The sequence below is a fragment of the Vibrio sp. B181a genome (assembly GCF_030248375.1).
GTDB classification, from domain to species: Bacteria; Pseudomonadota; Gammaproteobacteria; order Enterobacterales; family Vibrionaceae; genus Vibrio; species Vibrio campbellii.
On the sequence record NZ_JAHGAD010000035.1, the window covers coordinates 78,320 to 102,331 of the forward strand.

Annotated in this window: 19 protein-coding genes; 8 read left to right on the forward strand and 11 right to left on the reverse strand. The window is 45.5% G+C overall.

From position 1 onward, the window contains the following. The first annotated feature begins 149 nt into the window (after positions 1-149). The 3 genes from purU to KIO97_RS15805 all read left to right on the forward strand — a co-directional run bounded on the left by purU (position 150) and on the right by KIO97_RS15805 (position 3,192). Complete coding sequence (gene purU, locus KIO97_RS15795; RefSeq protein WP_005428723.1) at positions 150-983, forward strand: formyltetrahydrofolate deformylase; 834 nt, start codon at positions 150-152, stop codon at positions 981-983. 207 nt (positions 984-1,190) lie between these two features. Further along, positions 1,191-2,819, forward strand: coding sequence for a serine protease (locus tag KIO97_RS15800; RefSeq protein WP_285383402.1), 1,629 nt, complete (start codon positions 1,191-1,193; stop codon positions 2,817-2,819). Positions 2,820-2,823: 4 nt separating this feature from the next. Then, positions 2,824-3,192, forward strand: a complete 369-nt coding sequence (locus KIO97_RS15805) for a hypothetical protein (protein ID WP_285383403.1) — start codon at positions 2,824-2,826, stop codon at positions 3,190-3,192. A 71-nt stretch (positions 3,193-3,263) separates the two neighbouring features. Here KIO97_RS15805 and KIO97_RS15810 read toward each other — a convergent pair whose 3' ends face one another. Then, the gene (locus KIO97_RS15810) at positions 3,264-3,860 is read right to left on the reverse strand and encodes a VOC family protein (RefSeq protein WP_285383404.1); all 597 of its coding nucleotides are present in this window, start codon (positions 3,858-3,860) and stop codon (positions 3,264-3,266) included. A 220-nt stretch (positions 3,861-4,080) separates the two neighbouring features. Here KIO97_RS15810 and argS point away from each other — a divergent pair, with 220 nt between their 5' ends. From argS to KIO97_RS15825, 3 genes are all read left to right on the forward strand, one after another. Further along, on the forward strand, positions 4,081-5,814 hold the full coding sequence (gene argS / locus KIO97_RS15815; protein WP_285383405.1) for an arginine--tRNA ligase: 1,734 nt from the start codon (positions 4,081-4,083) through the stop codon (positions 5,812-5,814). A gap of 139 nt (positions 5,815-5,953) precedes the next feature. After that, a complete protein-coding gene (locus tag KIO97_RS15820; protein ID WP_005382194.1) occupies positions 5,954-6,382 on the forward strand; it encodes an HIT domain-containing protein in 429 nt (142 codons plus the stop codon). Positions 6,383-6,532: 150 nt separating this feature from the next. Continuing rightward, complete coding sequence (locus KIO97_RS15825) at positions 6,533-7,054, forward strand: YqhA family protein (protein ID WP_005426711.1); 522 nt, start codon at positions 6,533-6,535, stop codon at positions 7,052-7,054. 109 nt (positions 7,055-7,163) lie between these two features. Here KIO97_RS15825 and KIO97_RS15830 read toward each other — a convergent pair whose 3' ends face one another. From KIO97_RS15830 to znuA, 5 genes are all read right to left on the reverse strand, one after another. Beyond that, positions 7,164-7,394 (reverse strand): FeoC-like transcriptional regulator, encoded by a 231-nt coding sequence (locus KIO97_RS15830; RefSeq protein WP_005426709.1) that lies wholly within the window; start codon positions 7,392-7,394, stop codon positions 7,164-7,166. Continuing rightward, a complete protein-coding gene (gene feoB, locus KIO97_RS15835) occupies positions 7,391-9,667 on the reverse strand; it encodes a Fe(2+) transporter permease subunit FeoB (RefSeq protein ID WP_050909024.1) in 2,277 nt (758 codons plus the stop codon). The genes KIO97_RS15830 and feoB overlap by 4 nt, the downstream gene beginning before the upstream one ends. Further along, positions 9,667-9,894, reverse strand: coding sequence for a FeoA family protein (locus KIO97_RS15840; RefSeq protein ID WP_005426705.1), 228 nt, complete (start codon positions 9,892-9,894; stop codon positions 9,667-9,669). The genes feoB and KIO97_RS15840 overlap by 1 nt, the downstream gene beginning before the upstream one ends. A 757-nt stretch (positions 9,895-10,651) precedes the next feature. After that, a complete protein-coding gene (locus KIO97_RS15845; protein WP_285383410.1) occupies positions 10,652-14,032 on the reverse strand; it encodes an AraC family transcriptional regulator in 3,381 nt (1,126 codons plus the stop codon). A gap of 212 nt (positions 14,033-14,244) precedes the next feature. Beyond that, positions 14,245-15,126, reverse strand: a complete 882-nt coding sequence (gene znuA, locus KIO97_RS15850) for a zinc ABC transporter substrate-binding protein ZnuA (protein ID WP_038892099.1) — start codon at positions 15,124-15,126, stop codon at positions 14,245-14,247. A gap of 78 nt (positions 15,127-15,204) precedes the next feature. Between znuA and znuC the strand changes: the two genes are divergently transcribed. Continuing rightward, positions 15,205-15,993 carry a zinc ABC transporter ATP-binding protein ZnuC gene (gene znuC, locus KIO97_RS15855; RefSeq protein ID WP_285383406.1) on the forward strand — a complete coding sequence of 263 codons (789 nt, stop codon included), beginning with the start codon at positions 15,205-15,207 and terminating at the stop codon, positions 15,991-15,993. Beyond that, a complete protein-coding gene (gene znuB / locus KIO97_RS15860) occupies positions 15,986-16,771 on the forward strand; it encodes a zinc ABC transporter permease subunit ZnuB (RefSeq protein WP_045370492.1) in 786 nt (261 codons plus the stop codon). The genes znuC and znuB overlap by 8 nt, the downstream gene beginning before the upstream one ends. A gap of 130 nt (positions 16,772-16,901) precedes the next feature. On the opposite strand, the gene sucD is transcribed toward znuB, so the two are convergent. The 5 genes from sucD to KIO97_RS15885 all read right to left on the reverse strand — a co-directional run bounded on the left by sucD (position 16,902) and on the right by KIO97_RS15885 (position 24,011). Further along, complete coding sequence (sucD, locus tag KIO97_RS15865) at positions 16,902-17,774, reverse strand: succinate--CoA ligase subunit alpha (protein ID WP_005436989.1); 873 nt, start codon at positions 17,772-17,774, stop codon at positions 16,902-16,904. Continuing rightward, a complete protein-coding gene (sucC, locus tag KIO97_RS15870) occupies positions 17,774-18,940 on the reverse strand; it encodes an ADP-forming succinate--CoA ligase subunit beta (RefSeq protein WP_005426700.1) in 1,167 nt (388 codons plus the stop codon). The genes sucD and sucC overlap by 1 nt, the downstream gene beginning before the upstream one ends. A 205-nt stretch (positions 18,941-19,145) precedes the next feature. Further along, on the reverse strand, positions 19,146-20,354 hold the full coding sequence (odhB, locus tag KIO97_RS15875) for a 2-oxoglutarate dehydrogenase complex dihydrolipoyllysine-residue succinyltransferase (protein ID WP_005426699.1): 1,209 nt from the start codon (positions 20,352-20,354) through the stop codon (positions 19,146-19,148). A gap of 28 nt (positions 20,355-20,382) precedes the next feature. Beyond that, positions 20,383-23,208, reverse strand: a complete 2,826-nt coding sequence (sucA, locus tag KIO97_RS15880) for a 2-oxoglutarate dehydrogenase E1 component (RefSeq protein ID WP_005426698.1) — start codon at positions 23,206-23,208, stop codon at positions 20,383-20,385. Positions 23,209-23,300: 92 nt separating this feature from the next. After that, the gene (locus tag KIO97_RS15885; RefSeq protein WP_005426697.1) at positions 23,301-24,011 is read right to left on the reverse strand and encodes a succinate dehydrogenase iron-sulfur subunit; all 711 of its coding nucleotides are present in this window, start codon (positions 24,009-24,011) and stop codon (positions 23,301-23,303) included. Position 24,012: the final 1 nt, after the last annotated feature.

The window sequence follows — 24,012 nt, forward strand, 5'->3', positions numbered from 1 at the left end:
GCACACCAAACAAGGGCTTCAACGGATAATTGGTTGAAACCGCGCCGAGAATAGATTATTTATGAAGTCAGATTGCTGTACGATTCACGCTTCTGAAGTGACCCTTTTATTCGTACGCTAGAAAAATAATGCATGGAAGTATCTGATTTATGGAAAAGAAAACACTGTTAACCCATTGTTCTGACGCACCGGGTTTGATCTCAAAAATCACCAATATCTGTTATAAGCATCAGCTGAATATCGTTCATAATAACGAGTTTGTTGATAACACCAGTGGGCACTTTTTCATGAGAACCGAGTTGGAGGGTTACTTCAACGATCAAACGCTACTCGCCGATTTAGACCAAGCGCTGCCACAAGGTGCAAAACGTAAACTTATTAGCTCTCGCCGTAAACGCATCGTCATCCTAGTAACCAAAGAAGCGCACTGTCTGGGTGATATTCTGATGAAGACTTACGATGGCAGCTTAGATGTTGAAATTGCTGCGGTTGTTGGTAACTACGACAAACTTCAAACACTCACTGAACGTTTTGATATCCCTTACCATCACGTGACTCACGAAGATCTTAGCCGTGAAGAGCACGAGCAGAAGATGCTTGAAGTGATTGATCAATATGATGCCGATTACCTTGTACTGGCGAAATACATGCGTGTTCTCACTCCGACTTTCGTGGAGAAATACCGTCACAAGATCATCAATATCCACCACAGCTTCTTACCCGCGTTTATCGGTGCTAAGCCATACCAACAAGCTTATGATCGCGGTGTGAAGATCATCGGTGCTACGGCGCACTTCGTGACAAATGACTTGGATGAAGGTCCAATCATCAAGCAGGACGTTATTCCAGTGGATCATACGTTCAGCGCACAAGATATGGCGCAAGCAGGTCGCGATGTAGAGAAGAACGTATTGAGCAAGGCTTTGAATAAAGTGATCAATGACCACGTTTTTGTCTACGGTAATAAGACGGTTATTCTGTAATTACTTCTCTCTTTTTACCATTTCACTATGAATAAACCCGCCTAATCGGCGGGTTTATTTTTTCAACAGTATCTTCCGCAATAAATCCCAAGAATCACTCCCCTATTTTATAGCTTTTCATTCTCTTTCAGCTATTTACTCGAGTAATAACTCTATCTATAATTCATTCTCATTTTTATAAAATCACTTTAATATTACGGAATTAAAATGAAAAAAACGTTAGTGGCTTTTCTGATTGGGCTGACTTTGCCAGCAACCACAATCGCAGATACTCTTAAGCCTGTTAAGAATGATGTATCCACTCGCATTATCGGCGGTGAGCCAGCCAATACTTCTGACTGGAAGTTTATTGCTTCACTGGTACGTAAAGGACAGCCAGCATCTATTGGTCACTTCTGTGGCGGTAGTTTCCTTGGTGGAAAATACGTATTAACTGCTGCGCACTGCGTAGAAGACCTCAATGCGGACGATCTGGATATCGTTCTTGGTCTTTATGACAAAAACAGAGAGTCTCAAGCACAGCGCATCGCCGTTAAAAATATCTATTCACATGATGCATATAACAGCAAAACAACGAACAATGACATGGCTCTGATTGAGTTGGAACGCAGTGTCGACAGCGCGACTATTGCTCTTGCAACGCCAGAAGTTCTAGCTAACGTACGCGCAGGAGATAAAGTACATGTCGCAGGATGGGGAAACACCTCTACGACAGGAAGGGAATTTCCGGCTGTTTTACAACAAGTTGATTTAGAGTATGTGGATCGAGAGACCTGCCAAAACCTAGAAGGAAATTACGCCAACGTATCAGATGATGGCATCTGTGCGGGATACTATTGGGGAGGAAAAGATAGCTGCCAAGGAGACAGCGGCGGTCCACTCATCGTTGATGATAACGGTATCAACAAATTGCTAGGCGTGGTCAGCTGGGGGGATGGATGTGCTCAACCAAACGCTTATGGTGTTTACGCCAACGTCGCTCATTTTCAACACAATGGTTGGATAGATAGCCATCGCAATACTATCAGCTTCACTCAGTACCGAGATCTTCGTTTCGTTGAGCGAAAAGCGCAGCAAGAGACCTTTACGATTCGTAATGACGATACTATCCCATTCAACATCTACCAAAGCACAATATCATACGGAAGTACCATCGAGAAAAGCACTTGTACTGGTACCTTAAAGCCTTCGCAAAGCTGTCAAATTACCGTCGGCTACCAACCTAGCTATTCGGAATCGGCAACAACGATAGAGCTCTTTACCGATCATCCGAAACTGTCCAAACTCACAACAACTTTCGAGTATTCAGGTGTAGATAAAGCAAGCAGATCAGTGCGTAATGCCATTCCGCTAGCAAACGCTAATGTTTACACCGGTCAAAACGCTTGGACGGCTGAAAATGGTGAACTTCAATCAGCGGATATGGGAGCTTATCCTGGTGTATCTGAGCTGGTTTTGACCGATCTTCCGAAGGGCAAACTTACCATGGATCTCAAAGTAATGTCCGATGGTTTTGATTACTTTGCCATCTTTGTTAATGGTCAAGTTAACTATGTCACCCGCCAACTCCTCGCTTATGAAGAGCTCCAGATCGATCTGTACAAAACATCTAATACAATAGCGTTTGCATACCTCAAACAACCGAATTCGAGTGGTATTTACAGCGCGCAAGCAGTTATTCGTAATATAAATATGTCAGTCAGCACAGATAATACGGGCGATACTGGCAACACTGGTGCCAACTTTAATAAAAAGTCTAGTTCAGGCGGCAGTTTATCTATTGGCCTACTGATGTTAATGGCTGCAGGTTCATTCGTACGACGCAAAAAAAGGTAACGAGATGAAACATAGACTCAAGATATTCCTACTAGGTTTGGGCACTATCAGTTTAACTGCATGTTCAGCAAACGCAGGACTGCAAACAAACCAGACGTCTGAGCACCGAGCAATGATGGTAGAGGCTTATAGGACAAGTGAGAGTCAGATTTCATTTATCACAGAGTCTAACGGCTGCAGTGAAAACGAGGACTTTAGCCTAAAAATAGAGCAAAGCTCACAGACAGAAGCTCTTATTACTATCGTTAGAGACAAGGCGGATCATTGTAAACGAATGCCGTTTGCCAAAACTTTTACACTGCCTCTAGATGAAGAGTTGCAAGGCAAAAAGCTTTCCATTACAAACCCAAAAAGCAAGTCACTGACTAAATAATAGTTAGCTTGCAAAAGGGAGCCTCGGCTCCCTTTTTACTTCCAACAACTAAGCAACTCTCGCTCTAGCGTTTACGACTGCTCAGACTCAACAATACGCTTGAGTGAATGCGGGTGCAGCTTGATACAAATGCCTTGATACTTAAACGCCACCGTTGGGTTATTCAAGCGTTCGCCTTCCCCTTTCGGGCTCGATAGTTTGATCTTCACACCCAGCTCTTCTAACTCATTAAAGCGTGCGCCAAACGCTGGATAAGTGTGTCTCAAATCAGCAAGAAACTCATCTGCGGTTTCGGCATGAGACGGAATCACAAACTCCACATGTTCCCAGCTTTCAGTTGGGTAGATTTTGCCTTCCGCAGGGTATGGCAGCTCCAGACACTCAATCTTCCAGCCACGGCTTTCCAACGCTTTATCGAACTCAATAACAATAATTGGGCGACCGTTGATTTTCGCTTGTGAAATCACCTTTCCGTGTTGAATCCAAGCCTCATGCGCAGCTTTTGCGGTATCAGTATCGTTAATACGCAACGCAATATGGTCAGCTTGAGCAAAGCTCAGATCCAGTTTTAACAGGGATGCAAACTCTTCAATCTTCGCCATAAATGCATCCAAATCTTGGATCATCAATTCAGGCGCTAGGCGTTTTTCAACTAGTTGAGTCGTCATTGTGGCTCTCTTTTGGGGCTATTTATCTCATTACTCTGAGCGCAATAGTAAACGCAAACCAAGCCTCATTTCCATTCAATCGAAAAAGTATAAATTTCCCCAATTCCTCTCTGTATGAAAAGCAATAAAGTTGTTATCATTAGCCCCATTTTTGTGAACTCCAGCAGAACTTGGCACTTACTTCGCCGAGTTCTTCGTCCTTGAATTGAAGGAAACGCGTGTGAATATCCAAGCACTTATTAATGACAAAGTATCTCAGGCTCTAGAAGCCGCTGGCGCACCTGCAGGCAGTCCTGCGGCGGTACGCCAATCAGCAAAGCCACAATTTGGTGACTACCAAGCAAACGGCGTAATGGGCGTTGCTAAAAAACTGGGTACTAACCCACGAGAATTTGCACAGAAAGTACTGGATGTTCTAGACCTAGACGGTATTGCGAGCAAGACAGAAATCGCAGGTCCTGGTTTCATCAACATTTTCCTAAGCGAAGAGTTCCTAGCGAAGCAAGCGGAAGCAGCATTGGCTGATTCACGCCTTGGCGTTGCAGCAGACGAAGCTCAAACTATCGTTGCTGACTACTCTGCACCAAACGTTGCGAAAGAAATGCACGTTGGTCACCTACGTTCAACCATCATCGGTGATGCGGTAGTACGTACTCTTGAGTTCCTAGGTCACAAAGTGATCCGTGCGAACCACATCGGCGACTGGGGTACTCAGTTCGGTATGCTTATCGCAAACCTTGAGCGTGTACAGCAAGAGTCTGGCGAAGTTTCTATGGAACTGGCTGACCTTGAAGGCTTCTACCGTGAGTCTAAGAAACTGTACGACGAAGACGAAGAATTCGCAGTGAAAGCACGTAACTACGTTGTGAAACTGCAGAGCGGCGACGAGTTCTGCGCAGAAATGTGGAAGAAGCTGGTTGACGTAACCATGATCCAAAACCAGCGTAACTACGATCGTCTAAACGTGTCTCTATCTCGTGATGACGTAATGGGCGAGAGCATGTACAACGACATGCTACCTAAGATCGTAGCAGACCTTAAAGCACAAGGTCTTGCGGTTGAAGATGACGGCGCGCAAGTAGTGTTCCTTGAAGAATTCAAGAACAAAGACGGCGAAGCGATGGGCGTTATCGTTCAGAAACGCGACGGCGGCTTCCTATACACAACAACGGACATCGCATGTGCGAAATACCGTTACGAAGAACTAGGCGCGGACCGCGTACTTTACTTCATCGACTCTCGTCAACACCAACACCTAATGCAAGCTTGGACTATCGTTCGTAAAGCGGGTTATGTGCCAGAGTCAGTATCTCTTGAGCACCACGCGTTCGGTATGATGCTAGGTAAAGACGGTAAGCCATTCAAGACTCGTGCAGGTGGTACAGTTCGTCTTGCTGATCTTCTTGATGAAGCAGAAGTTCGTGCAGCACAGCTGATCGAATCTAAGAACCCAGAACTAGCCGAAGACGAGAAGAAAGCGATCGCTAACACAGTTGCAATGGCAGCGGTTAAATACGCAGACCTTTCTAAGCACCGTACCACGGACTACGTGTTCGATTGGGACAACATGCTAGCGTTCGAAGGTAACACTGCACCATACATGCAATACGCATACACTCGCGTAGCATCTGTATTCGCTAAAGCTGGCGTTTCTATGGATGATCTACAAGGTGAAATTAAGATCACTGACGAGAAAGAAAAAGCGCTTATCGCAAAACTTATGCAGTTCGAAGAAGCGGTTCAATCTGTTGCTCGCGAAGGTCAACCACACATCATGTGTAGCTACCTATTCGAACTAGCGGGTCAATTCTCTAGCTTCTACGAAGCGTGCCCTATCCTAGTTGCTGAAGATGAAGCAGTGAAACAAAGCCGTCTAAAACTAGCAGCCCTAACAGCGAAGAGCATCAAGCAAGGTCTGTCTCTACTAGGTATCGATACTCTAGAGCGTATGTAAGCGATTCGAGAATCGAGAATCGAGAATCGAGAATCGAGAATCGAGAATCGAGACGATTTAGAAAGGTTGGCGCGAAAGCGTCAACCTTTTGTTTTATCTGGCGTATACTGATGTCATTCAATTCAAATCGGATAATATAATGAGTTTTGAACTGCACCCTCAACTGGCAAAAGACACCACCGTTATCGGCCACTTCCCACTGTGTGTGGCGCTTCTGCATAAAGACAATGCTGTGCCATGGGTTATCTTGGTCCCTAAACGTGCAAACCTAAAAGAGCTTCACCACTTGCCAATGCAAGAACAGCAACAGTTTTTGCTAGAGTCTCAAGCGGTAAGCCAAGCACTGGAAGCAACCTTCCGTCCAGACAAGCTAAACCTTGGTGCACTAGGTAATATGGTGCCACAGCTGCACATTCATCATATTGCTCGCTTCAAAGATGACGTCGCATGGCCGGGACCGGTTTGGGGGAACACCAAAGGTGAATTCCGTACAGAAGAAGAGCAAAACGAATTGCTTGGTCGCATTAAAAATGTGCTGTCACTGAGCTCTATTTTCCAAAAAGCATAAGCACTGCTAGCGAAAATAATTCGTTTTTGAATACGACTGAAATAGACAGAGAAAGATTAATACACATTTGTAACAATCTTTCTCATTTTTATGGGATTATCACTTAAATCAAACTTGTTTAGACTGCCAGCTCAATTAGAGAGGGTCATCATGAAACAAGTCTTCAACACATTCCGATACGTTAGCTGGATCGCCATCATCTGTTCTATGGCTGCTTCGTTCTTGCTTTTTGTTATGGGCGCAGCAAAAACCTATTCGGCATTTGCGGTCTTCATTCTTAATCAAACACCTCCAGAAGCACTCGCACATTTAGATAAAGCAGACATCGCGATCGCGTATTTGATCAAGTCACTGGATACGTTTCTTGTCGCGTTAGTTTTGTTCATTTTTGCTCATGGCATCTACACACTGTTTATCTCCAACAAAGCTAAAGCGAAAACACAAGAACAGTCGGTTTTGCATTGGATCAGAACCCCAAACATCGGCCACCTAAAAAATATTTTGGCTGAAGTCATCATCGTAATCTTGTTTGTGAAGTTTTTAGAGCTCGTACTGATTAACTTCGACAGCTTAGATTGGACGATCTTAACATTGCCTATTTCGATTTTAGTTTTAAGTCTTGGTTTGAAGTTCCTAGGGTTAGGCGCGACTAAACACTCTGAAGAGCATTGATTTCGCTGTATTCACAAACAATAACCAGAAAAAGAAAAGCCGCATCATTACAGATGCGGCTTTGTCGTTTTTACGTGATAACTTTTTAGGTGACTAATTCTGACAATCGCTACATGGTGACTGTCAGAGATAGACCATCTTGTTTGGTCACCGAGTAGCGCACTCGAGTCACGTCATGAGCTTTATTGGTGTCGACTAGACGGCTAATTTTACCCTTCTTAATCCACACGCTTAACATTGCGTCGGCACCATCTTCACTCATCCCAAACTGCTTAGCCAGATCTGACTGGGAGACGGTTCCTTTGTCTGCAATGTATTGATAAAGCTCTTTTAAAATCATGCTACTTGCGCCTCTAACGAACCTTGTTGCTTCTTGCCAACTCGCTTGAACACACGATACGTGCCAAAGAAGATAGCTACGATCGCTGCCATCCAAATACCGCTAGTAATCGGGCTATCCGCGAAGTGCGTCAACTGGTTGTAGAACGTTGCACATAAGTACGCTAACGCCATTGTCCAAACTGCAATAAAGCGGGCGAACTTATGGCCAAATTCACGAACGTAGGCACCCATCGCCGCCACACAAGGAGTGTACAGTAGGATAAAGATTAGGTAGGCAAATGCAGCATTGCCAGAGGCGAACTTCGCTTTAATGTTACCAAAAATAGACGCATCAACTTCTTGGTCTTCTGCCACTGCATTTGAGTCTGTTAAGTCACCAACCTCAATACCGAGCGGATCTGAGTAGCTCAAGCCAGCAAGGTTTTCAGGGATACTCATTACCGCCTCTTCTAGGCTGCCCATTAGATCGAATTCAGCTTCTTCACCATCGCTTGGAGTGGTGTATAGGCTGTTCAACGTGCCAACCACCGCTTCTTTCGCGAAAATACCGGTAATAATACCTACTGTCGCTGGCCAGTTATCTTCTTGAACACCGATTGGCGCGAAGACTGGTGTTACGACTTGTGCTGCTTTAGAAAGTACAGAGTTCTCACTGTCTTCGTTACCAAAGCTGCCATCGGTACCTAGCGAGTTAAAGAAGCTAAGAATAGCAACAACAACGACGATCGTTTTACCTGCACCCAATACAAAGCGCTTTAGCTTTTGCCATGTTTTGATTACAACGTTTTGTAGAGTAGGAAGCTCGTAGTCCGGCATTTCCATCACCAAACTATCACTGCTACCTGGGTAAAGCGTGTGCTTAAGGAAAAGACCCGTGAAGATCGCTGCCACAATACCAAGTAGGTAAAGTGCAAATACGATGTTCTGACCAGAACCAGGGAAAAATGCCGCAGCAAACAGCGCGTATACTGGCAGACGGGCACCACATGACATAAACGGCGCCATAGATGCAGCCAGTTTACGCTCACGCTCTTGGTCTAGGGTACGAGTCGCCATGATTGACGGTACGTTACAACCAAAGCCAAGAACCAGTGGTACAAATGCTTTGCCCGGCAGACCGATTTTTTGCATGACTTTATCAAGTACAAATGCAGCACGAGCCATGTAACCTGAGCTTTCAAGTACCGCTAGGAACAGATACAAACATGCAATAACCGGAATGAAGGTTGCAACAGTCTGGATACCACCGCCGATACCGTCAGCAAGCACCGTCACTAACCACACTGGTAAATGGCCATCTAACAAGTGGTGACCACCATCCACTAATATCGCACCAACACCGATATCGAAAAAGTCGATGAACGCACTACCAATGTTGATAGAGAACATAAACATCAGGTACATCACAACAAAGAAGAACGGGATACCCACCCACTTGTTTAAGATGAACTGGTCGAGCTTTTCAGTCACACTACGACTTAGCTTACCTTCGCTACGGCGTACTTTCTTACACTCTTCATGAAGATGTGTGTATTTTGTGTCGGCAACGTGCAGGTCAACATCCAGTTCAAGCTCAGCGATCGTGTTTTCAACGCTGTTGCGGTCAGCATCAGACATGCTGTTAAGAACCAACGCGTCTTTTTCTAGCGCGCGAATTGCTAGAGCACGGTTGGAAACGGTTTGATCATTGAAAAGAGCCGAAACGTTGTTGATCGCCGCTTCCATTTGCTCGCCGTAGTTCAAAGAAATTTCTTTTAGTGCAACACCTTGAACCACAGACTTATGCAGCTTCTCTTTAAACTCTGCAACTTGTCCTTTATTTGTTGCAGACAAACTCACCACCGGGCAACCCAATGTTTTTTCTAACTCTGCAACGTTAATGACTTGGCGCTCACGCTTAAGCGCGTCCATCTTGTTCAACACGACGATCATTGGGCGACCGAGTTCGCGCAGCTGCAACGTCATATATAGAGAGCGTTCTAGACTTGTTGCGTCCACCACGTTGATGATCAAGTCAGCAGGATGAGTAAGTACCGCACGAGATGCAATTGATTCGTCGATACTGTTACTGTCGTTGCCACTGTCTAGAGAGTAGATACCCGGAAGGTCTGTCAGTAAGAACTCATCACCAGCATGTTTGTACTGACCTGTTTTCTTCTCAACAGTCACACCAGCCCAGTTACCGACTTGCTGCTTAGCACCAGTCAGGCCATTGAAAAGCGTCGTTTTACCACTATTAGGGTTACCAACAGTAAGAATTTGGTATTGCATTATGCTCGCTCCACTTCGATGTTCTGCGCAATGGTTTCTCGCAACGCAACAGAAACACCACGGACTTCAACTTGCAGTGGATCACCCATTGGCGCACGTCGAATCACTTTTACTTCTGTGTTTGGCAATAACCCCATAACCATCAGCTTTTTTCTGACATCCGATGTGAGACCTTCCAATAATCGGATGGTGACCGTTTCTCCGGGTTTAATTTCTGATAGCTTCATAGTGGCCCTTAAGAGTATTGCTAATGATAAATATTATTATTAAGACTATTTAATGCGCCGATTCTACTCTTCTACATCACCTTAATCATTGTGTGAAATCAAAGATTTCACTATTACCACCGACAGTTTAACGTTAACTCCGTCAAGTTATATCACGTCATTTTCGTCAAAATCGAATATTTTCAGGCTGACCAAAATTAACACACCCGTAACAAACTAAGTTGGACAACATTAATTTTCATTTAAAAACAGAAACTTAATGTCAAAATAAAACTTTGTCGCTTTTCTCACATAAAGCTGTCGTTATTTTTATAAGAAAAATAAGTAAGGTCTCGTATAGTTAACCCATCGAGAGGCAACAGCCACTCAAAAGAATTCCAGAGGTGGCATGGCAACATGTCACTCCGGCAGCAAGCGAAGGTGTCATTGACACCCGTGGTATAGTCCCCCCGGCTATACCACGATATTTTTTTTCTTCTCTTTCTTCATTCGCTTATCACTTAACGTCCTATAATCCCTAAACGTTTTCCTCGAAAAAATCCCAATTATTCTCGTTACCTATCGCAATTTTATATCGCCATTGTGCTACATGTATTCCTCGTTAGATGGATCGAGCCTTTCATCCCGCATCCCGCCAGATTAAATCTGATTACCCTTCTACCTAGCATCCATATCGCGTTCTTTACGATACCGCTCGTCTTACAAGCGTAAAAAAGCCCAACTCTAATAGCTGGGCTAGATAAACTTTGAATTAGCACTATAGGCTTGTTTGGCTCTCTTGTGTCATCGCGAACTTAGACGGCGGTAACCCAAAGTGTAATTTAAACTTCTGGCTAAAGTAGGATGGGTCATTGAAGCCACAGTTGAAGGCAACTTCACTGATCTTCTCACCAGCTAGCAACTGCTCACATGCGGTCTCCAACCTGACTTCCGTTACATAATCTTTTAGTGTTCTGGACGACGCCGACTTAAATCGTCTCTGCAAGCTTCGCTCAGACATAAACAACATCTTAGCGGCAGATGCCGTACCAAACTCTGGGTCGTGGTAGTGCTCAGCCACTAACTGATACACTTTCATTAACCACTCTTGCTCAGGCGACATCTCTTCTTGTTGAGGTTGCTGTGTCTGAGCAAACTCAGGAAGCGCCTCCTCAACATGGCTTGGCTCTTGAGCACATGGCCACGAAATCTCTATTTTATTTTGAGCATCAGAAGTGAACATCGATAAATGACCGCCACTGGCTGCAACTAATTGAGGCAGGTTATCCATACTTAAGTCAACATTGTTGGTGCTCGTTGGACGTATTGTCGATGCTTTACTTGGCAACTGAGTACCATGGTCAATGAAGCTCAGCGAGACAATATCATTGCCCTCTTCCAGTGTTAATTTAACCAACTGTCCCCGGAACGAGCGCTTGATGATGTTGGCAAAGATGCTGTTAAAAATGACATCGAGGTTAAAGCTCTCTAATGAAATACGGCTCGCCTTTTGCTCATCTTGCAGTTCGACATTAATGCCTGCTTTTGAAAAGTCCTCGCGCCAAACATCCACCACCGATTGGGTTATCTGACTTAAGTTGTAATTTTGACTGCCGCTGCTGGTGTCTTCAGGAGCACTTTTAAGCTCGTTCAATTGCCAGTAGGTCTTGGATAAATGGTCTTGAGTTGCCGAATCCACATCAATAGGAAGCTTGTTCGCGATCGAATCAATACTCGACTTTATCGATTGAGCAACATGATCCACCAGCAGGTTTCTTACCTGAATCTGCTTTCTCAATTGTTGGTTACTGGTCAACAACACTCGACTTTGATGGCGCAGCTGGTTGGTTTTTAACGTAACTTGAGCTGCCAGATCTCGGTTAGCTTGCAGCACATAGCGTGAGCGCCAGTACATTAGAAGGGCAAGAACCGCAATAACAGCCAAGGTAAAGCCCGATATGGCCAACCTCGATAGATACCATGGTTTAAGCACTGTAAATCTGGAGTCTAATCCGATCAAACCCGAAGCCAGTTGTAAGTCATTACTAACCTGTAAGTGGTAATCGCCAGAATTAAGGTGTTCTAACGTTAATTGCCCACCTTCTAACGTTTGCCATTTCTCACTTTCATTTAAGCGATAATACAAATTCTGATTGTCAGGCTTGGGCATCACACCAAAAAGGAAACTAAGGGACGATCCATAAGGCAGCTTCATCTCTTCTAAGTCGGCACTACCCACTTGCACCACTTCATTTTCCAGCATGACTTGGCTAACAATAAGCTTAGATTCTGGCGTGTTAGAAACCAGCAATTTAGACGAGTCAGCTTTAACTAACCCATACTGAGAGCCAAAGATAAGTTGGCGATCACTATCTTCAGCACTACGGATAACGTTACAAATGCCTGGTAAGAATTCATTATTGATAAGGCCCGATGAAGAAGAGTAATGCTTCATGAGCTGTCCTGATAAATGGTAGTAACTTAAGCCAACAGAAGAAGCAAGCCACACCCCTTCCGAATCACTAAGCAAACAAGCTGGGCGAGAGTTTGCGACACTCATCTCCATCACTTGTTTTTCATTGCTGCCCGGAACGGTTCTGAAAACGCCATAGGCGGAAGCAAACCACTGCGAGCCATCATTTGCGGTAATAATATCGAGTGATTCACCGTACTTTTCTGAAAAATGGTTAAAGCGAATTCGCTCTCCGTCATACTCGTAAACGCCGTGGTCAGTCCCTATCAGCAGCAACTCTTCCTTGTCGTACAGACGCGTAATCTTCGCGGGTAAGAACTTACTCACTAACCATTCGCTGCCAAAATTTCTCATAGCCTGGTTAACAGCATCAATATTAAATAGCTGATAACCACTGGATATCCAAAGGCGATTGGGGCCATCCGCGGTAATATGGTCGATTGTCTTACCTGCGATGACTTGCAGGTAAGGGAATGTCATCTGCTGTAAGTTTTTCAGGCTATATATTTCTAAACCCGTGGACGTAGCAACCCAGAGCCTTTCTCCCTGAAAAGCAAATTCGTTAATTTGTGACGACACATTCAACACATCGGTAATGCTGCCATTGTTCGAGCGATACAACTTATGATCGTCCGCAAACCAAAGTGCACCATCGGGTCCGGTAAGCGTCTGCCGAATACGACCAGAGAGCATTTGTTGGTCATAACTGCTGAACGTGATTCGCTCAAACTTTTTACTAAACAGAGAGTAATAGCGAATGCCTTGGTTGGTGGCAATCCACATTCCCCCCATATTATCGTTCAGCAACGAGTAAATTTTGGTACTGGCGAGCTCTAGTTCCAGAAAACTTGCTGGTGTCACTTGGGTTACTTCGCCAGTTAAGAAGGAATACAAATAAAGACCTTGCTCTGTCCCTACCCAGTATTCTTGATTGGTTTCAGCAAAGGTTAAGACATGAGAAGCGCCAATTCGAATAACAGGCTTGCCTGGCTCATAGATATTAAATATCAACGCGCCTTTTAAAGTGCCGACTAAGATTTCACGACGAGTATGGGAGTAATACACTTTCTCGATGTAATTTTTGCCCGATGAGACAACATGATTAAACTTGCTGCCTTCTGATAGGTATACGCCTGAAGTTGTCGCCAACGCCCACTTGGTTTCGACAAAGATAGCGTCATTAATATAGACGTAACTGTTATTACTATGCTGATAGAGCTGTAATAGAGAAAAGGAGTTCAGTTCGCTGGTTTCAACATTATAGGTATAGAACTGCGCACCATCACTGACCCAAATATAGTTCCCGGATGAGCCAATCTTACGGATCTGAGAGCCTGGATTGAGGCTAAAGACTAAACGACGCTCTTGGTTCGGGTAAGTTTGATAAACCTCGTTTTCAATAAATGTCCAAAATGAGCCTTTGTGGTAAGCCAGCTGCTCTACTTTGTTTCTGAGAAAGCTACCGGATTTTGGCAATGTGGTTTGGCCATCATAGAACAGAACACGACCATGAACATCATGGATCCAGAGCCCACCTTGTTCACCGGGGAACAATTTTTTCGCTGCAATAAAAGTGCCCTTAACCTGATTCGGCAAAGGGTAAAAGATCGCATTCGCTTCACTTGAAGCAATTGCTTGAAATGAGAGGATAAAAGCCCAAAAAAGTAGGGCTATTTGGCGCAGCAAGATAAAATCCTTACATGTATCAATACGTGCGGTCTCATCATTCACTCATGCTTTCCGTAGCTTAGTGTCTATATGGTTATTTCGAGCCGCTAATTATTGATAATGATATCTCAAATCCTTTGATAGGAAAGACTCACTGCGCCTAAGGTTTGCAATTCTTACTGCTAGATCACGTTAAAAACAGATCTGATGCAAGAAGCACAACACAATTGTTACTTTTCGCTCAAACACTGACTAAAGCTATTCGACATGCCTTGAAGAAATTCAAAGTAACTGCCTGACTTTACGTCAATCTCGCTACCTAACGGATCAAGAATACCCGTTTTTACGTCACTACCGCGCATCACACTCTCAATCACTGCGGGTGTAAATTGAGGCTCAGAGAACACACAGGCTACATCACCAGTGCCAAGTGTTTTACGGATATGAATCAGCGTTTTCGCACCAGGTTTTCGATCAGGAGAAACGGTAAAGTGACCCATTTGATTTAGGTCGTAGCGCTCTTCGAAATAACCGTAAGCATCGTGGAATACAAAGTAACCTTTGTCTTTCACTGGCGTAAGTTGCTGTTTGATTTCTGCGTCTGTCGCTTTCAACTGGACTTCAAACTTGTTTAAGTTTTCCGCATAAGTTGCAGCGTGTTCAGGGTCAATTTCAGCCAACTTGTGAGCAATAGCATTCGCAACTTGTTGAACGGTTTCAATACCTAACCAAAAGTGAGGATCGTGAGTGCCATGGTTGTGACCGTCATGGTCATGAGCATGTTCGCTACCAAACTCGCGCAATGACAAATCCGGAATTTGACTAATCGTTAGCGTATTACCTTTGTCGGTCACGACTTTCTCTAGAAACGGCTCAAGATCATGACCGTACCAAATGACAAGATCTGCCGCTGCAACTTTCTTTACATCGGATGGACGCAAAGCGTAGTCATGAGGCGAAGCGTTGTTTTGAAGCAGCACGTCTGGTTTTGTCACACCTTCCGTTAGCTCGGTTGCGATCATTTGAATCGGTTTAATACTGGTTAACACAGTGACTGCGTGAGCAGGTAAGGTTAACATTGCTGTAGCAGCAAGAATTATAGCTCTTTTCATAGTTTTACTTGGGGTATGGCGTGGAAAGTGAGATAATGTTACATTATAACATTATTATTTTGCAAATGAGTTTCATTCATGTCTTCACTAGTCCGTCTTGAGCAACTGTGCGTCGAGTTTGACGAACGTAGAGTTCTCGACAATGTCACTATGGAATTAGAAAAGGGCAAGATCACTACCCTAATTGGTCCCAATGGAGCGGGAAAATCGACGTTAGTTAAAGTCATTCTAGGTCTCCAGAAACCGACCAGCGGTAAATTAACCAAACAGCGTAAGCTGAAAATTGGTTATGTCCCTCAGAAACTGAAACTCAACGACTCTCTTCCGCTGAACGTGATTCGCTTTTTAAACCTCGCAGGCAAGTATAGCAAGCAAGAGTGCCTTGATGCGTTACGCCTTGTCGGTGCCGAGCACCTGATCGCAAGTAACATGCATCGTCTATCTGGTGGCGAAAATCAGCGCGTACTTCTAGCACGAGCGCTCCTTCAACGCCCAGAACTTCTCGTTTTGGATGAACCCGCTCAAGGTGTCGATGTTCAAGGCCAAATAGACTTATATGACCTGATTGAAAGCATCCGACATCGCTTTGATTGTGGTGTGTTTATGGTTTCACACGACCTACATTTAGTCATGGCTAAGACCGATGATGTGATTTGTTTGCATCACCACGTGTGCTGTTCAGGCTCGCCGGCAACCATTACTCAGCATCCTTCTTACATTGCTCTATTTGGCAATGCCACCCGTGAGTCTCTAGCGTTTTACCACCATGACCACGAACACCATCATCACGATTTAGCTGGCTCACCAGTCACTGGCGACGCTACCTCTTGCTTAAACCACGCTCACGGACATCACCATCATGATTGAGTTTTTACTGCCTTCAATATTGGCCGGCATTGGTATCGCGATTATCGCAGGTCCACTTGGTTCATTCGTAGTGTGGCGCAAAATGGCTTACTTTGGTGACACACTCGCGCACGCGTCTTTAATGGGGCTGGCGCTTGGCTTTCTGCTAGATATCAACCTATATCTTGCTCTGCTCGTTTGCTGTCTTGCATTAGCGGTACTGCTAGTGACACTTCAAAAGCAACAGCTTGTCGCGACGGATACATTGCTGGGCATTTTGGCTCACAGTGCTTTGTCGATTGGTTTGGTTTCCGTCAGCTTCTTAGACAATGTTCGCGTCGATCTAATGAGCTACTTGTTTGGTGACCTACTCGCGGTATCACCTCAAGATCTGATGTTCATCTACGCTGGTGTACTCGCAGTTAGTGCATGCTTATATCTTTTCTGGCGTCCACTACTATCTAGTACCGTGAGTGAAGAGCTTGCTGCTGTGGAAGGGGTGAATACCGATTTGGTACGTCTAGTTCTGATGCTTATGGTTGGTGTAGTGATCGCAGTCGGTATGAAGTTTGTTGGCGCACTGATCATGACTTCACTACTGATTATCCCAGCGGCAACGGCTCGTAAAGTCTCTTCTTCACCGGAGCAGATGGCGCTGTTTGCATCGATTATTGGTTCTATCGCGGTGTTGATGGGACTGAGCCTGTCTTGGCATTTCGATACTCCAGCGGGTCCCTCTGTCGTAATCAGTGCCACATTCTTATTCATGCTTAGCCAACTTATTAGCCGCAAAGCATAGCCCGAGCGTTTAATACAACCCACCTCATGCTTGAGACAGAAATCAAAGCAAGATAAAAACAAGGTGGGACGGAAAAAGAAAAGCCTGCGAAATCGCAGGCTTTTTAATGCTTATAGTGTGATTTGGTTAATTACCAACCTGTCACTTCACGTAGACCTTTACCAATCTCAGCTAGAGATTTCACAGTCTTAACGCCAGCTGCTTCTAGTGCTGCGAATTTGTCTTCTGCAGTACCTTTACCACCAGAGATGATTGCACCTGCGTGACCCATACGCTTACCAGGAGGAGCAGTAACACCCGCGATGTAAGAAACCACTGGCTTCGTTACGTTTTCTTTGATGTAAGCTGCTGCTTCTTCTTCCGCAGTACCACCGATCTCACCAATCATTACGATTGCTTCTGTTTCAGGGTCTTCTTGGAAAAGCTTCAGGATGTCGATGAAGTTTGAACCTGGGATTGGGTCACCACCGATACCAACACACGTTGACTGGCCAAAGCCTTCATCAGTCGTTTGCTTAACCGCTTCGTACGTTAGTGTGCCTGAGCGAGAAACGATACCCACTTTACCTTTCTTGTGGATGTGACCAGGCATGATACCAATCTTACACTCATCAGGAGTGATAACACCCGGACAGTTAGGACCGATCATGCGAACGCCAGTTTCTTCTAGCTTCACTTTTACGTCGATCATATCTGTTGTTGGGATGCCTTCAGTGATCGTTACGATAAGCTCGATACCCGCGTCGATCGCTTCTAGGATTGCATCTTTACAGAATGGTGCTGGAACGTAGATAACTGTTGCTGTTGCGCCAGTCACTTCTACTGCTTCACGTACCGTGTTGAATACAGGAAGGCCAAGGTGAGTTTGACCACCTTTACCTGGAGATACACCACCAACCATTTGTGTACCGTAAGCAATTGCCTGCTCTGAGTGGAAAGTACCTTGACCACCAGTGAAGCCCTGACAGATTACTTTAGTGTCTTTGTTAATTAGTACAGACATTATTTAGCCTCCGCAGCAGCAACAACTTTCTGAGCAGCATCTGTTAGCGACTCAGCAGCAATGATATCAACATCAGAATTAGCAAGAACTTCGCGACCTAGGTCAGCGTTAGTACCTTCTAGACGAACAACAACAGGTACAGTTACACCAACTTCTTTCACTGCACCGATGATGCCTTCTGCGATCATGTCACAACGAACGATACCGCCGAAGATGTTTACTAGAACCGCTTTCACGTTGTCATCAGATAGGATGATTTTGAATGCTTCTGCTACACGCTCTTTTGTTGCGCCGCCACCTACGTCTAGGAAGTTAGCAGGCTTACCACCGTGTAGGTTTACGATGTCCATTGTACCCATCGCTAGACCCGCACCGTTAACCATACAGCCAACGTTGCCATCTAGTGCTACGTAGTTCAGTTCCCACTGAGCTGCGTGCGCTTCACGCTCGTCTTCTTGTGAAGGATCGTGCATTTCACGAAGCTTAGGCTGACGGTATAGCGCGTTTGAGTCGATGTTGATCTTACCGTCAAGACACAGCAGGTTGCCTTCGCCAGTAATAACCAATGGGTTGATCTCTAGTAGCGCTAGGTCGTACTGAGAGAACATAGTGCCAAGACCCATGAAGATCTTAACAAATTGTTTGATTTGGTCACCTTCAAGACCAAGCTTGAACGCTAGCTCGCGACCTTGGTAAGCCTGAGGGCCTACTAGTGGATCGATTGCTGCTTTGTGGATTAGCTCCGGCGTTTCTTCCGCAACTTTTTCGATTTCCACACCACCTTCAGTCGAAGCCATGAAAACGATCTTACGAGTTGCACGGTCAACAACCGCACCAAGGTAAAGTTCGTTAGCGATGTTAGACGCTTCTTCTACAAGGATTTTAGTAACAGGCTGACCATTTGCGTCTGTTTGGTAAGTAACCAAGTTCTTACCTAGCCATTTTTGTGCGAATTCTTTTACGCCATCTTTTGTATCGTGTAGCTCAACGCCGCCCGCTTTACCGCGGCCACCAGCGTGAACCTGACATTTTACAACTTTCTTTTCAGTAGTGATGCGACCTGCTGCTTCGAAAGCTTCTTGTGGCGTATCACATGCGTAGCCTTCCGGTACAGGCAAACCGAATTCTGCAAACAGCTGTTTGGCTTGGTATTCGTGCAAATTCATTTTGATATTCCGTTTGTTTATCCCTTAAGGGATTTATTATTTCCATAACGCCGCATCGATGCGGTACGTCTGTAGGGTCTTCTCAAATCAACTGCTTATAAGTTTATATCGGGGGCAGTTCAAATGAAGGCCAGACGCTGAGCCAGTCTAGCCTCGGATGCTGTAGACGTCGAGCTATCAGAGACAACTCGACGTTTTAGCGATATTAAACGTCTAATAGCAGACGCGCTGGATCTTCTAGTAGCTCTTTAATGGTTACTAGGAAACCCACTGACTCACGGCCATCGATCAAACGGTGGTCGTAAGATAGTGCTAGGTACATCATTGGCAAGATTTCTACTTTGCCGTCAACCGCCATTGGACGCTCTTGGATTTTGTGCATGCCCAAGATTGCCGATTGTGGTGGGTTGATGATTGGCGTAGACATCAATGAACCAAATACACCACCATTAGTGATTGTGAAGTTACCGCCCATCAACTCATCAACCGTTAGCTTGCCGTCACGGCCTTTGATTGCTAGCTCTTTGATGCCTTTTTCGATGTCAGCAAAACCTAGTGTGTCGCAGTCTTTTAGAACTGGTGTCACCAGACCACGTGGCGTAGAAACCGCCATGCTGATGTCGAAGTAGTTGTGGTAAACGATGTCATCACCATCGATAGATGCATTCACTTCTGGGTAACGTTTTAGTGCTTCAGTTACTGCTTTCACGTAGAAAGACATGAAGCCAAGACGAGTACCGTGACGCTCTTCGAACTGGTCTTTGTATTGCTTACGAAGGTCCATGATTGGCTTCATGTTCACTTCGTTAAACGTGGTTAGCATTGCCGTGTTGTTCTTCGCTTCTAGAAGACGGTTTGCTACTGTCTTACGCAGACGCGTCATTGGCACACGCTTTTGGCTACGAGCCGCTGCAGGCGCTTCAACGGCTGCTGGAGCTTCTGCTTTAGGTGCCGCTTTTGCGTTTGCAAGGTGTGCTTCAATGTCTTCGCGAGTAATACGACCGCCAACACCAGAGCCTTTCACTTGGCTAGCTTCAAGACCGTGTTCAGCAAGAAGACGACGAACAGCTGGGCTTAGCGCATCGTTGCTCTCTTCTGTTAGCGTTGCTTTATGACGCTTATCAGGAGACGCTTCTTTGTCTTCTGTTGAATCTGTTGTTGGTTCGCCTGCTACTGCGCCTGGCTTAAGCTTCGCGATCAACTGCTTAGAAAGTACTGTTGCACCTTCTTCTTCAATAATGGCTTCTAAAACGCCCGCTTCCGGAGCCGGTACTTCAAGCACAACTTTATCGGTTTCGATATCAACCAGAACTTCATCACGCTCGACTACGTCGCCTGGTTGTTTGTGCCATGTCGCTACGGTTGCGTCAGCAACTGATTCAGGTAAATCTGGAACCAGAATTTCAATTGTCATATCTGTTTCTTCCTTTAACTTCTAGTTCTTAATTCGAAGTTTTTGAGTTCACGTTCAGAGCGTCTTCAACCAACGCTTTTTGTTGTTTCAAGTGCACCGACATGTAGCCTACTGCTGGCGAAGCAGAAGCTGGGCGACCTGCGTATTTAAGATCTGCGCCTGCTGGAATAGCAGCACGGAAGTTGTGTTGGCTACAGTACCAAGCACCCTGGTTTTGAGGCTCTTCCTGACACCACACGAAATCTTCAACATTCGTGTATTGCGCGATAGCGGCTTGAACTTCATCCATTGGGAATGGGTAAAGCTGCTCGATACGCACAATAGCAACATCATCTTGTTCGTTGTTGCGACGCTGCTCTAGAAGGTCGAAATAAACCTTACCTGAACAGAACACAACACGTTTCACTTTGCTTGGATCCAGATTATCGATCTCTGGAATCGCTGGTTGGAATGTGCCTTCAGAAAGCTCTTCCAATGACGATGTACAAAGTGGATGACGCAGTAGCGACTTAGGTGACATAACAATCAGTGGACGACGCATAGGACGCACCACCTGACGACGGATCATGTGGTAAACCTGTGCTGGTGTAGATGGCACTACAACCTGCATGTTTTGTTCAGCACATAATTGTAGGTAACGCTCTAAACGCGCAGATGAGTGCTCAGGGCCCTGACCTTCGTAACCGTGTGGCAACAACATAGTGAGACCACATAGACGAGCCCACTTTTGCTCACCTGACGAGATAAACTGGTCAATCACCACTTGTGCACCGTTCGCGAAGTCACCGAACTGTGCTTCCCAAATGGTCAAACCGCTTGGCTCTGCTGTCGCGTAACCATATTCAAACGCCAATACCGCTTCTTCTGACAACACTGAGTCAAAGACTTGGAATGGACCTTGTTTGTCATGAATATTCGCCAACGGAATGTAGGTGCTTGCGTCGTTCTGGTTATGCAGAACTGAGTGACGGTGGAAGAAAGTACCACGTCCAGAGTCCTGACCAGAGATACGGATACGCTTGCCATCATCAACTAGAGTTGCGTACGCCAGCGTTTCAGCCATACCCCAATCAAGAGGCTTCTCACCGCTGATCATTGCAGAACGATCGTTGTATAGCTTGTTTACACGGCTTTGTAGCTTATGACTATCTGGGTATTGGATTAGACGCTGACCCAACTCTTTCAAGCGAGTTGAATCGAATGTGCTATCCCAAGAAACATCCCAGTCATGGCCGAGGTACGGTGACCAGTCAACAGAGTGTAGAGCCATTGGGCGCCACTCTTTAACCACGACTTCGCCTTTGTCTAGCGCGTCGCGGTACTCGTTAACTAACTGAGTCGCCACTTCGATATCTGATTCGTTTTTGTCGATCAGAACATCAGCGTACAGTTTACGAGGCGTTGGGTGTTTCTTGATTTTTTGGTACATCAACGGCTGAGTTGCATTCGGCTCATCCGCTTCGTTGTGACCATGACGACGGTAACAAACCAAATCAATCACAACATCGCGTTTGAACTCGTTACGGTAATCCAGTGCAATGCGCGTTACGAAAGCAACCGCTTCTGGATCGTCAGCGTTAACGTGGAAAATTGGTGCCTGTACCATCTTCGCGATGTCAGTACAGTACATGGTCGAACGTGTATCGCGAGGGTTCGAAGTCGTGAAACCAACTTGGTTGTTCACAACAATACGAACTGTACCGCCAACGCAGAAACCACGTGCAAGAGACATGTTGAACGTCTCTGCTACCACACCCTGACCTGCGATTGCAGAGTCACCGTGGATAGTGATAGGTAGTACACGGCTTCCATCAAAGTCACCTAAGCGATCTTGACGAGCACGAACTGAACCAATAACTACTGGGTTTACAATCTCAAGGTGAGATGGGTTGAAGGCTAGCGCTAGGTGAACATCACCACCCGGCGTTGCAAAGTCTGCAGAGAAACCTTGGTGGTACTTAACATCGCCCGTACCCCATGTTTCATCATGCTTGCCCGCAAACTCATCAAACAAATCTTGTGGCTTCTTACCAAGAACGTTAACAAGCATGTTCAAACGTCCACGGTGAGCCATACCGATAACCACTTCACGCATGCCGCTTGTACCAGCGTGACGGATCAGCTCTTTTGTCATCGGAATCAGTGCATCACCACCCTCAAGCGAGAAACGCTTCGCACCAGGGAATTTTGCACCCAAGTAACGCTCAAGACCTTCAGCAGCCGTTAGCTCCTCAAGGAATGTACGTTTTTCGTCTTTATCGAAAGATGGCTGACCAACGACAGACTCTAAACGTTGTTGGATCCAACGCTTTTGCTCTGTGTCTGTCATGTGCATGTATTCTGCACCGATAGAACCACAGTAAGTCTTCTTCAGTGCTGAGTAGATGTCTTTCAACTGCATCGTCTCTTGGCCAATGGCAAAAGAACCTACGTTGAAAGTTTCTGCGAAGTCATCTTCGGTGAGATTGTGGAATGCAGGGTCTAGCTCCGCCACAGGTGGACGTTGCCATAGACCTAGAGGATCGAGTTCAGCAGCTTCATGACCGCGGAAGCGGTATGCGTTGATAAGCTGTAGAACTTTTACTTGCTTAGCGTCGACATCTGGATCACTAACTTGGACACTGTAATGCTTTGTTTCTTGAGCGAGTCGTCGGAAGTAGTCACGGACACGCGAGTGCGGCTGTTCAGCCACTTCTTCTGAGTTCTTAGGCAACTCATCAAATACGCGTTTCCACTCCTCACTTACCAGATCGGGATCACTTAGATACAGTTCGTAGAGGTCCTCTACATACGTTGCATTGGCGCCAGCCAAGTGTGAAGACTCGAGCCATGCCTTCATCACGCCGTTGTGCATATTTTCCCTTAACCAGTAGTTTTCACGTTTGCTTCGGTCTGCGCCGAGCTATTAAGAGCCGCTCCAAGTAGAGCGGCAATTTTTGTTGTTAATTAAATCGAACGATTCACCAGCATCGACTTGATGTGACCGATGGCTTTCGTAGGATTTAGCCCCTTAGGACAAACACTTACACAATTCATGATGCCATGGCAACGAAAAACGCTAAATGCATCATCAAGATCGGACAAACGTTCATCAGTCGCTGTATCTCGGCTATCAATTAGCCAGCGGTAAGCCGCTAAAAGACCAGCAGGGCCGATAAATTTATCTGGGTTCCACCAGAATGATGGACAAGAAGTTGTACAACATGCACACATGATACATTCGTACAATCCATCTAAATGCGCACGTTCATCTGGCGATTGTAAGTTCTCGCGTGAAGGTGGTAGAGCACCATCATCAATCAAGAAAGGCTTAACTTTCGCATAGTTATCGTAGAACTGCGTCATGTCAACGATAAGATCGCGTACTACTGGTAGACCTGGTAATGGTCGGATGACAATCTTGTCACCCTGCAGTGCTGAAAGCGGTGTAATACACGCTAGACCGTTTTTACCATTCATGTTCAGGCCATCAGAGCCACAAACACCTTCACGACATGAGCGACGGAATGAGATGCTAGGATCTTGCTCTTTCAGCAGAATCAACGCATCCAAAACCATCATGTCTGAGCCTTCTTCCACCTCAAGGGTGTAATCCTTCATGTAAGGTTTTGTGTCTACATCCGGGTTGTAACGGTATAAAGAGAAGTTCAATTTCATA

Coding starts and splice junctions, on each gene's coding strand:
- odhB (WP_005426699.1), bottom strand. CDS start 20,354: ATGACAATTGAAATTCTGGTTCCAGATTTACCTGAATCAGTTGCTGAC.
- znuC (WP_285383406.1), top strand. CDS start 15,205: ATGTCTTCACTAGTCCGTCTTGAGCAACTGTGCGTCGAGTTTGACGAA.
- feoB (WP_050909024.1), bottom strand. CDS start 9,667: ATGCAATACCAAATTCTTACTGTTGGTAACCCTAATAGTGGTAAAACG.
- KIO97_RS15840 (WP_005426705.1), bottom strand. CDS start 9,894: ATGAAGCTATCAGAAATTAAACCCGGAGAAACGGTCACCATCCGATTA.
- sucD (WP_005436989.1), bottom strand. CDS start 17,774: ATGTCTGTACTAATTAACAAAGACACTAAAGTAATCTGTCAGGGCTTC.
- KIO97_RS15885 (WP_005426697.1), bottom strand. CDS start 24,011: ATGAAATTGAACTTCTCTTTATACCGTTACAACCCGGATGTAGACACA.
- KIO97_RS15820 (WP_005382194.1), top strand. CDS start 5,954: ATGAGTTTTGAACTGCACCCTCAACTGGCAAAAGACACCACCGTTATC.
- KIO97_RS15810 (WP_285383404.1), bottom strand. CDS start 3,860: ATGACGACTCAACTAGTTGAAAAACGCCTAGCGCCTGAATTGATGATC.
- KIO97_RS15805 (WP_285383403.1), top strand. CDS start 2,824: ATGAAACATAGACTCAAGATATTCCTACTAGGTTTGGGCACTATCAGT.
- purU (WP_005428723.1), top strand. CDS start 150: ATGGAAAAGAAAACACTGTTAACCCATTGTTCTGACGCACCGGGTTTG.
- KIO97_RS15800 (WP_285383402.1), top strand. CDS start 1,191: ATGAAAAAAACGTTAGTGGCTTTTCTGATTGGGCTGACTTTGCCAGCA.
- znuA (WP_038892099.1), bottom strand. CDS start 15,126: ATGAAAAGAGCTATAATTCTTGCTGCTACAGCAATGTTAACCTTACCT.
- KIO97_RS15825 (WP_005426711.1), top strand. CDS start 6,533: ATGAAACAAGTCTTCAACACATTCCGATACGTTAGCTGGATCGCCATC.
- sucA (WP_005426698.1), bottom strand. CDS start 23,208: ATGCACAACGGCGTGATGAAGGCATGGCTCGAGTCTTCACACTTGGCT.
- znuB (WP_045370492.1), top strand. CDS start 15,986: ATGATTGAGTTTTTACTGCCTTCAATATTGGCCGGCATTGGTATCGCG.
- KIO97_RS15830 (WP_005426709.1), bottom strand. CDS start 7,394: ATGATTTTAAAAGAGCTTTATCAATACATTGCAGACAAAGGAACCGTC.
- sucC (WP_005426700.1), bottom strand. CDS start 18,940: ATGAATTTGCACGAATACCAAGCCAAACAGCTGTTTGCAGAATTCGGT.